The sequence below is a fragment of the Micromonospora sp. KC207 genome (assembly GCF_004348615.1).
Classification (GTDB): domain Bacteria; phylum Actinomycetota; class Actinomycetes; order Mycobacteriales; family Micromonosporaceae; genus Micromonospora.
The window spans coordinates 1-11541 of record NZ_SMKJ01000236.1 but is presented as its reverse complement, the minus strand read 5'-3'; the positions used below and the strand labels follow the sequence as shown (position 1 = coordinate 11541).

Annotated in this window: 8 protein-coding genes; 3 read left to right on the top strand and 5 right to left on the bottom strand. The window is 73.9% G+C overall.

Annotated features, from left to right (window positions below; all coding sequences use genetic code 11):
• The 3 genes from E1258_RS24440 to E1258_RS24430 form a co-directional block, all read left to right on the top strand.
• A partial coding sequence (locus E1258_RS24440; RefSeq protein ID WP_132405235.1) for a lytic transglycosylase domain-containing protein occupies positions 1–1177 on the top strand: 1177 nt, incomplete at its 5' end.
• Positions 1178–1267: 90 nt separating this feature from the next.
• Positions 1268–2284 carry a GNAT family N-acetyltransferase gene (locus tag E1258_RS24435; RefSeq protein ID WP_132405237.1) on the top strand — a complete coding sequence of 339 codons (1017 nt, stop codon included), beginning with the start codon at positions 1268–1270 and terminating at the stop codon, positions 2282–2284.
• Between the two features lie 139 nt (positions 2285–2423).
• The gene (locus E1258_RS24430; protein ID WP_132405234.1) at positions 2424–5699 is read left to right on the top strand and encodes a lamin tail domain-containing protein; all 3276 of its coding nucleotides are present in this window, start codon (positions 2424–2426) and stop codon (positions 5697–5699) included.
• 103 nt (positions 5700–5802) lie between these two features.
• Here E1258_RS24430 and hemB read toward each other — a convergent pair whose 3' ends face one another.
• The 5 genes from hemB to E1258_RS24405 are packed head-to-tail and all read right to left on the bottom strand — an operon-like array spanning position 5803 to position 11453.
• On the bottom strand, positions 5803–6786 hold the full coding sequence (gene hemB / locus E1258_RS24425) for a porphobilinogen synthase (RefSeq protein ID WP_132405232.1): 984 nt from the start codon (positions 6784–6786) through the stop codon (positions 5803–5805).
• Positions 6787–6824: 38 nt separating this feature from the next.
• A complete protein-coding gene (locus tag E1258_RS24420) occupies positions 6825–8405 on the bottom strand; it encodes a uroporphyrinogen-III synthase (protein WP_132405230.1) in 1581 nt (526 codons plus the stop codon).
• Positions 8402–9370, bottom strand: coding sequence for a hydroxymethylbilane synthase (gene hemC, locus E1258_RS24415; protein WP_132405228.1), 969 nt, complete (start codon positions 9368–9370; stop codon positions 8402–8404). The genes E1258_RS24420 and hemC overlap by 4 nt, the downstream gene beginning before the upstream one ends.
• A complete protein-coding gene (locus tag E1258_RS24410) occupies positions 9367–10710 on the bottom strand; it encodes a glutamyl-tRNA reductase (RefSeq protein ID WP_132405226.1) in 1344 nt (447 codons plus the stop codon). The genes hemC and E1258_RS24410 overlap by 4 nt, the downstream gene beginning before the upstream one ends.
• Entirely contained in the window at positions 10707–11453 is a 747-nt protein-coding gene (locus E1258_RS24405) for a redox-sensing transcriptional repressor Rex (protein WP_243715659.1), read from the bottom strand. The genes E1258_RS24410 and E1258_RS24405 overlap by 4 nt, the downstream gene beginning before the upstream one ends.
• Positions 11454–11541: the final 88 nt, after the last annotated feature.

The following is an 11541-nucleotide window of genomic DNA, read 5'->3' as shown; positions in this document are numbered from 1 at the left end:
CGCCGACACCGCGCGACCGGCCGCCGATCTGGCCGCCGGTCGCGAGGCGGCGAAACCTACTCCGGCCGAGCCGGAGACGCTGAAGCCGGAGCAGGCGAAACCCGAGCAGGCGAAGCCGGAGACGACCAGTTCGGAGCCGCAGAAGCCCGAGCCTGTGGACGGCGGCACCGGGTCGGGCGGTTCCACGGCAGCGGCCGAGGCGCCGGAACCGGCCGACGCCGAGCAGGCCGCGGGCGAGGTCGGGAAGCCGACCGGGCTGGCCCGCCGGCGCCGGGTGCCGTTCGCCCACGCCGTACGCATGCCTCCGGCCCGGCAGGCCGCGATCGCCACCGTCCGCGCCACCCGGGCCTGGTCCCGCCGCCCGAGCGGGCGGCTCACCCTGCCCGGCCTGTTCCTGCTCGCCCTGGTCGCCGGGACCGTCGCGGCCGGCGCGATGCTGGTGCCGGCGTCCGCGCCGGAGTCCCGGCCGGTGGCGGTGGACGCCACCGGCGGCACGTCCGGGGTCGGCACGGCGGCACCGCAGGACGGGTTGCTGCCCGGCGGGTCGGCCACCCCGCTGCCGTCCGGCGCGAGCGCGGGCCCGGTGGTACCGACGCCGACCGGCCGGCCGGCGGACGCGCTCGCCGCGTGGGCCCAGCAGACCGGGGCGAAAGTCGGCATCTCGCCGGTGGCCATGCAGGCATACGGCTATGCCGAGCTGGCGCTCGCCCAGACCAACCGGAGCTGCCAGCTCAGCTGGACGACCCTCGCCGCCATCGGGTACGTCGAGTCGCGCCACGGTCAGGCCAACGGCGCCACCCTCGGCCAGGGCGGGCGGGCCCTCCCGGAGATCATCGGCGATCCGCTCGACGGCAACGGCGGCCGGCAGCGGATCACCGACACCGACCGGGGGCAGTACGACCGGGACACCGTCTACGACCGGGCGATCGGGCCGATGCAGTTCATCCCGACCACCTGGCAGGAGATCGGCGCGGACGCCGACAACGACGGCCGTAGGGATCCGCACGACCTGGACGACGCGGCCCTGGCCGCCGGCAACTACCTCTGCAAGGGCGGCCGGAACATGACCGTTCCGGGCGACTGGTGGGGGGCCATCCTTTCGTACAACGACGTGCGCCGGTACGCCCAGGACGTCTTCGACAAGGCCAACGCGTATGGGCTGGCCAGCCGCACGTGAGGTGATCGTCCGGGCATATCGGAGAATCCGGGCCCATCGGAGAACTGGACACTTCCGTCAAGCTGCCGTAAGCGGCAAGCTAGACGAGTGATGGTGCGCGAGTGGGACCCCCGGACCGCGTCGTCCGCCGAGATAGCGTCGCTGGTGGACACGCTGAACGCGGTGCTGGTGGCCGACCTCCCGCAGGACCCGCCCTGGCGGGAGAACTTCCTGCGGGAATACCTCTCCGAGGTGATGCCCGGCGAGCGGCGGATCTCCTGGGTGGCCCAGGCCGATCCGGCCACCGGGGGCGGGTCCGGCCCGATCCTCGGCCACGTCCACGTGCTGCTGCTCGGCGACATCGGGGTGCTGGAGGTGCTGGTGCATCCGTCGGTGCGCCGCACCGGCCTGGGCCGGGACCTGGTCCGCCTGGCGGCCCGCCGGGTCTACCAGGAGGGCTTCCAGTCGATTGGGGTCGAGGTCGTCGGCGACACCCCGTCCGTGGCGTTCTACCAGGCGCTGGGCTTCTCCCGGGAGTACGTGGAGACCCGCAGCGTGCTCGACCTGTCCGCGGTGGACTGGTCGGCGCTGGCCGACATGGCCACCGGCGTCGGCGTGGGGTACCAGGTCCAGTTCTGCCCGGGCGGTCCCCCGGACGATCTGATCGAGGCGTACGCGCGGGCCAAGGCCGAGGTGCGCGACGTGGACGACGGCGAGCTCCGTCCCAGCTCGTACGACCCGCAGCGGCTACGCGACAGCCTGGACACGCTGCACCGCCGGGGCATGAAGCCCTACATCGTGCTCGCCACGAACGAACGGACCGGCGAGGTCGCCGGGCTGACCGAGGTGGTGGTGCCGGCGCAGCACCCGACCCGCGCCGATCAGTACGACACGATCGTGGTGCAGGAGCACCGGGGCTACGGCATCGACCGGGCGATCAAGGCCCGGATGCTGCTGGAGCTGCGCTCGGCCGAGCCGGAGCTGACCGAGGTGCAGACCTGGAACGCCCAGGCAAACGAGGCGATGTTGAAGGTCAACGCCGAGCTGGGGTACCGCCCGGACCGGGAGTGGTGCGAGTACAGCGTGGACGTGGCCCAACTGGTGCACCGGCTCGACGCCCCCCGTTGAGCCCTGTTCACCAAAGCCGTTGGCCCGGTCATCCATTTCTTGAGTCGGCTATTCACCAAAGCGCCCCGCGGGGGATGGACGGCGGACAGCGCCGCCGCCTAACGTGCGTTCGTTCACGTCCACCCATCGTGGAGGCCCCATGCGCCCGCGCCGCAGATATGCCGCGCTCGCGACCGCCGTAGCCGTCACCATTCCGGTCATCGGCGTCGCACCCACCGCGGCCAGCGCCGCGCCCACCGACCTGTTCATCTCGGAGTACGTCGAAGGTTCGTCGAACAACAAGGCGATCGAGCTGTACAACGGCACCGGTGCCCCCGTCGACCTCACCGCCGGCGGATACCAGCTCCAGCTCTACTTCAACGGCAACACCACGGCCACCACCCTGGCGCTCACCGGGACCGTGGCCGCGGGCGACACGTTCGTGTTCGCCGCCGCCTCGGCCGCGCCGGCGGTCCTCGCGCAGGCCGACCAGACGACCGGTGCCAGCCTGTTCAACGGTGACGACGCGATCGTGCTGCGCCGGGGCGACGTCGTCCTCGACTCGATCGGCCAGGTCGGCGTCGATCCGGGCACCGAGTGGGGCACCGGCGTCACCAGCACCGCCGACAACACGCTGCGCCGGCTGCCCACGGTCACCTCCGGCGACACCGACCCGTCGGGCGCCTTCGACCCGGCTGCCCAGTGGGCCGGCTTCGCCACCGACACCTTCGACGGGCTCGGCACCCACACCGTCGACGGTGGCGGCCCGGTCGACCAGCCCGCCACCGTCACCTGCGGGGGCGCGCTGACCACGGCCGCCGGCACCGCCGCCAGCCGCGAGGCCACCGCCACCGACCCGGACGACAGGGTCGTCGACCTGGCGGTCACCTCGGTCAGCCCGACCCCGGCCACCGGCACGATCAGCCGGACCGGGTTCACCCCGGCCGACGCCGTCGGCGGCACGGCCCGCGCCACGGTCGCCACCAGCGCCGACCTGGCCGCCGGGGCGTACACGGTGACCCTGACCGCGACCGACGCGGACGGCACCACCGCCACCTGCGCGCTGGCCGTGACGGTGACCCGGGAGCTGACCGTCGGCGAGGTGCAGGGCCCGACCACCGACGCCGAGTCCGGCCCGGCCGACCGGTCGCCGCTCGCGCCGGCCTCGGGCAACGGCGCCAGCAGCACCCTGTACGACGTGCGGGGCGTGATCACCCAGCTCACCCTGGCCCGCACCTCGGCCGGTGCCGACCAGCGCGGTTTCTTCCTACAGAGCCGCGCCGACGCCACCGACGGCGATCCGGGGTCCTCGGACGGCATCTTCGTCTTCATGGGCTCGTTCACGTCGCTGATCGGCGGCTACGTGCCGACGGTGGGCGACGAGGTGGTGCTGCGGGCCCGGGTGTCCGAGTACTACAACCTCACCCAGCTCTCCGGGGCCTCGCTGGTCCGCAAGCTCGCCTCCGGGCTCGACGTGAACGCCGTCGTCGCCGTCGACGACGCTGTGCCCCCGGCCGACCTGCCCACCGCCGAGCGGTTCTGGGAGCGGCACGAGGGCGCCCGGCTGAAGGTCCGGGCCGGCAGCGGCGCGGTGAGCGGCCGGGACGTGTTCTCGTCCACCGCAGACTCCGAGGTCTGGGTGGTCGACCGGGACGACCCGCTGCTGGACCGCTCCGACGCGTACGCCCGCCGGGTCTTCCGGGACGCGCACCCGCTGGACAACGACCCGACCCGCCGCTTCGACGACGGCAACGGTCAGCGGATCATGCTGGGCACCATGGGCGTCAAGGCCACCGCCGGGGACAGCACCACCCTGCTGCCGCCGGCGCGGACCTTCGACACCCTCACCGAGGACGCGTACGGCGCGCTCTACTACTCGTTCGAGAAGTACGGCGTCCAGGTCGAGCGGGCCGCCTTCGCCACCGGGGCCGACCCGTCGCGGAACAACCCGCCGCAGCCGGCCGACCGGTCGCGGGAGATCGCGGTCGCGACCTACAACGTGGAGAACCTGTACGACCACCGGGACGACCCGTTCGACGGCTGCGACTTCACCGGCAACGCCGGGTGCACCGGGGTCAGCCCGCCGTTCGACTACGTGCCGGCCAGCGAGGCCGACTACCGGGAGCACCTGACCTCGCTCGCCGACCAGATCCGCACCGACCTGCACGCGCCGGACCTGATCCTGGTGCAGGAGGCCGAGGACCAGGACATCTGCTCCGTCTCCGGGGGCGCGCTGGTCTGCGGCGAGACGAACGACGCCGACGGCGCGCCGGACACCCTTCAGGAGCTGGCCCTCGCCGTCGCCGCCGCCGGCGGGCCGGCGTACGCCGCCGCGTACGACCGGACCGGCGCGGACGCCCGGGGCATCACCGCCGGGTTCCTGTACCGCACCGACCGGCTGTCGCTGGCCGAGGCGACCGCCACCGACCCGCTGCTCGGCTCCGCACCGGTGGTGCCGTACCGGTCGGAGGGGCTGCCGTCCAACGCGGACGTACAGAACCCGAAGGCGCTCAACGCGGTGCTGCCGGCCGACACCGACACCTCCACCGGCAAGGACGGCAACAACGTCTACACCCGCGCCCCGCAGCTAGGCAGGTTCTGGGTCAAGGCGACCCCGGGCGGGTCCGAGGGATACCACCTGTGGGCGCTGAGCAACCACTTCTCGTCCGGGCCGGACAGCCGGGTCGGGCAGCGCACCGAGCAGGCGCGGTACGGGGCCGCGCTGGTCACCGCGATCCACAACGCGGACCGGAACTCCCGGGTGGTGTACGGCGGAGACCTGAACGTCTTCCCCCGCCCCGACGATCCGATCGCCACCGGGGCCGACCCGACCCCGTCGGACCAGCTCGCCGCGCTGTACGACGCAGGCCTGCACAACCTCTGGGACGACCTGGTCGCCGACGTGCCGTCGTCGGCGTACTCGTACAGTTTCCAGGGGCAGGCGCAGACGCTCGACCACCTGTTCGTCAACGACGCGCTGCGCGACGAACTGGTCCAGGTGCGGGCGGCGCACGTCAACGCCGACTGGCCGGCGGAGTTCACCGGGGACGGGTCGCGCGGTTCCAGCGACCACGACCCGCAGGTGGCCCGGTTCCGGTCCCGCGCGTCGCTGAGCGTCGCCGACGCGACGGTGGCCGAGGGGGACAAGGGCACCCGCCCGCTCACCTTCACCGTCACCGTGTCCCGGCCGCTGTCCCAGCCCGCCCTGATCTGCGCCGCCACGTACGGCACCACGGCGCGGGCCGGGTCGGACTACGACCCGTACGTCGGCTGCAAGCGCCTCCCGGCCGGGCAGACCTCGCTGGCCTTCGCGGTCACGGTGCGGGGTGACCGCAAGCGGGAGTCCGACGAGAAGGTGAACCTGCTGGTGGCCGGGGTTCCGGGCCTGCACCTGGCCGATCCGCTCGCCATCGGCACCATCGCGAACGACGACTGATCCTCCGGCGTCTCCCCGGCGGCCCGTCACCCGGCTTCTCGTCAGGTGACGGGCCGTCGGCCGTACGGAAGTGGTTGGCGCGCGGCGGTGGTGGCAGGCGCCTTCAGTAACGCTGGCGGAGCAGGCGGGCGGCCTCGGCCGCCCAGTAGGTGAGGATGATCTGCGCCCCGGCGCGCCGGATCGAGGTCAGCGTCTCCAGCATCACCCGCTCCCGGTCGATCCAGCCGTTCGCGGCGGCGGCCTCGACCATCGCGTACTCGCCGGAGACCTGGTAGGCGGCGACCGGGACGTCTACCGCGGCCCGGACCGCCGCCACCACGTCGAGGTAGGGCAGGGCCGGCTTGACCATCACCAGGTCCGCGCCCTCGGCGACGTCCAGGGCGACCTCGCGCAGGGACTCCCGCAGGTTCGCCGGGTCCTGCTGGTAGGTGCGCCGGTCCCCGTCGAGGCACGACTCCACCGCGTCGCGGAACGGGCCGTAGAAGGCGGAGGCGTACTTCACCGCGTACGCGAGCACCGCCACGTCGGTGTGACCGGCGGCGTCCAGGGCCCGGCGGACCACGCCCACCTGGCCGTCCATCATCCCGGACGGGCCGACCATCCCGACCCCGGCGGCGGCCTGGGCCACCGCCATCTCCGCGTACGCGGCGAGGGTGGCGTCGTTGTCCACCTCGCCGTCGGGGGTGAGCAAACCGCAGTGCCCGTGCGAGGTGAACTCGTCCAGGCACAGGTCGCTCATCACCACCGTGGCGTCGCCGACCTCGGCGACCACGTCGGCGATGGCGAGGTTGAGGATGCCGCCCGGGTCGATCCCGCCGGAGCCGGTCGCGTCGCGCCGCTCGGGCACCCCGAAGAGCATGATCCCGCCCACGCCGGCCCGGACCGCCTCGGCGGCGGCCTTGCGCAGCGAGTCCCGGGAGTGCTGGAGCACCCCCGGGAGCGACGCGATCTGCCGGGGCTCGGTCAGCCCCTCCTTGACGAACATCGGCACGACCAGTTCGGCCGGGTCGACGCGGGTCTCGGAGACGAGCCGCCGCACGGCCGCGTTGCGACGCAGCCGGCGGGGCCGGATCTCGGGGTACGGCATGAGGGGCCTCCCTGTACGACCTGGTGTGGCCGGTACGACTAGCGGAACCGCAGGGCGGTCGGCCCCTGCACCTTCGAGCCCCGGCGCTGCTTGGCCGGCATGGCGGCAAGCTTCTCGCGCAGCTCGACGGCGTAGGCGGCGAGCGCCTCCACAAGGTCGGGCACCGAGGCGTGCTGAGGCTGGACGTCGACCCGCAGACCGAACTCCGTCGCGGTCTCCGCCGTCTTGGGCCCGATCACGGCGACAACGGTACGCGCGTGCGGCTTCCCGGCGATGCCGACCAGGTTCCGCACCGTGGAGGACGAGGTGAACAGCACCGCGTCGAACCCGCCCGACTTGATCGCGTCCCGGATCTCGGCGGGCGGCGGGGCGGCCCGGACCGTGCGGTACGCGGTCACGTCGTCGACCTCCCAGCCGCGCTCGGTGAGCCCGGCCGCGAGGGTCTCGGTGGCGATGTCGGCGCGCGGCAGCAGCACCCGGCCCACCGGGTCGAGGATCTCGTCGTGCGGCGAGAACTCGGCGAGCAGCCCCTCGGAGGACTGCTCCCCGGCGGGGACCAGCTCCGGCTGGATGCCGAACGCGCGGACGGCGTCCGCGGTGGCCTCGCCGATACAGGCGATCTTGACGCCGCCGAAGTGCCGGGCGTCCAGGCCGTGCTCGGCGAACTTCTCCCAGACCGCGCGGACGGCGTTGACCGAGGTGAAGACCACCCAGGCGTACCGGCCGTCGACCAGGCCCTTGACCGCCCGCTCCATCTGGGCGGGGGTACGCGGCGGCTCGACCGCGATGGTCGGCACCTCGCACGGGATCGCCCCGTACGCGCGCAGCCGCGCGCTCATCGCGCCGGCCTGCTCCTTGGTGCGGGGGACGAGCACCTTCCAGCCGTACAGCGGGCGGTTCTCCCACCAGCTCATCCTGTCGCGCTGGCCGACGCCCTCGCCGACGGTGAGCACGACCCGGCCGGTGAAGCCGAGCGCCGCCGCGACGAACGAGTCCACGGTCGACGTGGTCGTGTACTGGGTCTCCCCGGTGCCGTCGCCGGTCACCCCGACGCCGGTGGTGCCGTCGACCCCGGCGGCGAGCAGGCCGTCGCGGATCGCGGCCAGGTCACCGGCGTCCACGGCGAGCGCCAGCGAGCCCCGGCCGACGGCGGCGGCGAGCGCGTCGAAGTCCAGCGTGGTGACGTCCTCGACGTCGGCGGCGGTGCGCACACCCGGCAGCGGCACGCCCGCGTACGTGGCGACGCCCTCGGCCTGCCCGACACCCGGCACCACCTCGAAGTGCGCGGCGGTCCGGGCGACGGCCTGCACCTCCTTGACCACGGAGTCGTGGCCGAACGGATCGCCGGCGACCAGGTGGACCGCGTTCAGGCCGGACCTCGCGGCCGAGATCAGCACCTTCGCCACGTCACCGGGCACGCCCTCGGCCGGGGAGAACTGGGCGTCGGACTTGGCCTGGGCACGGACGGCGTCGAGCAGCGACTCGGGGACTCCCCGGTCGTACACCACCTGGTCGGCGTCGACCAGGGCGTCGTGCGCCCGGCGGGTCAGCAGGCCCGGGTCGCCGGGGCCGGCCCCGACGAACGCGATGCGGCCTACGGGCTTACGGGTGCGGGTCATTCTGTGCTCCCAAATTGCTGGGTCCCCGGACCGGCGTTTCCTTCGAGGCCGAGGATCGAGTCGGCGCCGAGCTCGAGGAGTTCGGCGGCGAGTGCCTTGCCGATCTCCGCCGCGTCGGCGGGCGTTCCGGTGCGGGACAGCCGGAGGTCTCGCGTGCCGTCCGAGCTGATCACCGCCCCGCGCAGGTAGATCTCATCGCCGACGTCACCTTCGGCGAGTTCCGCATAGGCGGCGACGGGTGCGCTGCACCCGGCCTCCAGGGTGGCCAGCAGCGCCCGTTCCGCGGTGACCGCGGCCCGGGACGGTGCGTGGTCGAGCACCGCGAGCAGCTCGACCAGGTCGGGGTCGTCGGCCCGGCACTCCACGGCCAGCGCGCCCTGAGCGGGCGCGGGCAGCATGAGCATCGGGTCGAGCGTCTCGGTGATCACGTCGGCCCGGCCGAGCCGGGCCAGCCCGGCCCGGGCCAGGACGACCGCGTCGAGGTCGGCGTCCGGGCCGAGGACCCGCGCCAGGCGGGTGTCCACGTTGCCGCGGATCGGGGTGACCTCCAGCTGAAGCCCGAGCGCGTGTAGCTGGGCGATGCGGCGCAGCGCGCCCGTACCGACCACGGCGCCGGGCGGCAGCTCGGCGAGGGTGCGCCCACCCTTGGCGACCAGCGCGTCGCGCGGGTCCTGGCGGGGCGGCACCGCCGCGATGTGCAGCCCGGAAGCCGCCGCGGTGGGCAGATCCTTGTAGGAGTGCACCGCGAGGTCGATGGTGCGGGCGACCAGGGCATCGCGCAGGGCGGAGACGAAGACACCGACGCCGAGCCGGTGCACGGGGGCGGACGAGCGGTCGCCGGCGGTGACCACCTCGACGAGTTCGACCTCACGGCCGGTCGCCGCGGTGAGCGCCGCGGCGACCTGGCCGGACTGGGCCATCGCCAGCGCGCTGCCTCGGGTGCCGAGGCGCAGGGGGGCGGTCATCTCTCGCCTCCGGGGTACGGGGTGGGGCCGGTTTCGACCACGTCGGGGACGGTGTCGACGGGCGAGGTCTGCGGGACCTGGAGGTCGAACAGCTCGCGCAGCAGCGCGGCGTACTGGTCGCCGCCGGGCTCGGCCGCGAGCTGGCGGACCCGCACGGTGGGCTGGTGCAGCAGCCGCTGCACCACCCGGTGCACCGTCCGGGCCACCTCGGCGCGCTGGTCGTCGCTGAGGTCGGGGCGGCGCTGGCCCAGCCGGCGCAGCTCGGCGGTGACCACGTCCTCGGCCCGGCCGCGCAGGGCGGCCACGGTCGGGGCCACGTCGGCGCCGCGCAGCCAGGTGAGGAAGGACTCGACCTCGGCGGAGACGATCCGTTCGACGGCGGCGGCGTCGGCGGCGGCGGGACCGCCGGCCAGGGTCGCCGCCATCCGGTCGATGTCGATCACCTCGACGCCGGGCAGCCCGGCCACGCCGGCCTCGACGTCGCGGGGAACGGCGAGGTCGAGCAGCACGAGCGGGCCCCGGTCGGGGTCGCGGCCGGCGAGCGCCCGGGTGACCACCTCACGGGTGAGGACCGGTTCGGTGGCGGCGGTGGCGGCCACTACGATGTCCACTGTGGAGAGCACGTCGGTCAGCCCGGCCATGGGCGCGGCGCTGGCCCCGTACGACTCGGCCAGCCGGACGGCCCGGTCGGCCCCCCGGTTGGTCACGGTGAGCGGCCCCGCGCCGAGCCGGGAGAGCGTCGCCACGCCCAGCGCGCCCATCGCACCGGCCCCGACCACGAGGGCGGGGCGGCCGGCGAGCGCACCGTCGAGGTACCCGGCGGCCAGGTCGAGCGCGGCGCTGACGACGCTCTGGCCGGCCCGGTCGATTCCGGTCTCGGCGTGCGCCCGCTTGCCTACCCGCAGCGCCTGCTGCATCAGCTCATGCAGCAGCCGGCCGGCGGAGTCGGCCCCGCTGGCCCAGTGGTACGCGTCGCGTAGCTGGCCGAGGATCTGCGCCTCGCCGACGACCATCGAGTCCAGCCCGGCGGCGACCCGGAAGACGTGGTCGACGGCGGCGGCGTCGTAGTGGACGTAGAGATGGTTGGCCAGGCTCGCGGTCGGGGCACCGGCCCGCTCGGCGAGGACGGCGCAGATGTCGCCCAGGCCGCCGTGGAAACCGGACACGACGGCGTAGACCTCCACCCGGTTGCAGGTGGAGACCAGCACCGCCTCGCTCACGTACGGCTGGGCGAGCAGATGGTCCAGGGTCCGGGTGAGGTCGGCCGGGCCGACCGCCAGTTGCTCCAGGGTGGCGATGGGGGCGGTGCGGTAGGACGCGCCGACGACGAGCAGTTTCACGTGCCGATCGCCTCCTGGGGGTCGGTGGCCGCGAGCCCGCCGGGCAGTGCCGTGAGGGCGGTCCCGCCAGCGGCGGGCAACGCGGTCAGCGACGCCTTGCGGTGCTCGTGGAAGGACAGGATCTGCAACTCGATGGCGAGGTCGACCTTGCGCACGTCGACCCCCTCCGGAACCGAGAGTACGCACGGCGCGAAGTTGAGGATGCTCGTCACGCCGACGGCGACCAGTTGGTCGGCGACCGCCTGGGCGGCGCGGGCCGGGGTGGCGATCACGCCGATCGCGATCGACTCCTCGGCGGCGACGCGGGGCAGCTCGTCGACGTGCCGTACGACCAGGCCGTTGATCTCCTCGCCGACCCGTCCCGGGTCGGCGTCCAGCAGCGCGGCGATGCGGAAGCCTCGGCTGGCGAAGCCGTCGTAGCCGGCGAGGGCGTGACCGAGATTACCCACTCCGACCAGGGCGACGGCCCGCCGCTGGGTGAGCCCGAGCACGAACTCGATCTGCTCGACCAGCAGGGCGACGTCGTAACCGACCCCCCGGGTGCCGTAGGAGCCGAGGTGGGACAGGTCCTTGCGGAGCTTGGCGGAGTTGACCCCGGCGGCGCTGGCCAGGCCCTCGCTGGAGACGGTCTCGTGGCCGGACTCGGCGAGGTTGTGCAGGGCGCGAAGGTACTCGGGAAGCCGCGCGACGGTCGCCTCGGGCAGGTCCCTGGCCGGGGAGCAGCTGAGGCAAGCAGTCGTCACCACCGACGGCTTGCAAGGTGACCGCCTCGTGCACGTGCGGGGCCATCGAGGTCCGCTGACCGGGCGTACCCGGCCGGGACTGCTCACC

Excerpts from the sequence above, each read along its gene's own strand:
- E1258_RS24435 (WP_132405237.1), top strand. The coding sequence starts at position 1,268 with ATGGTGCGCGAGTGGGACCCCCGGACCGCGTCGTCCGCCGAGATAGCG.
- E1258_RS24430 (WP_132405234.1), top strand. The coding sequence starts at position 2,424 with ATGCGCCCGCGCCGCAGATATGCCGCGCTCGCGACCGCCGTAGCCGTC.
- hemB (WP_132405232.1), bottom strand. The coding sequence starts at position 6,786 with ATGCCGTACCCCGAGATCCGGCCCCGCCGGCTGCGTCGCAACGCGGCC.
- E1258_RS24420 (WP_132405230.1), bottom strand. The coding sequence starts at position 8,405 with ATGACCCGCACCCGTAAGCCCGTAGGCCGCATCGCGTTCGTCGGGGCC.
- hemC (WP_132405228.1), bottom strand. The coding sequence starts at position 9,370 with ATGACCGCCCCCCTGCGCCTCGGCACCCGAGGCAGCGCGCTGGCGATG.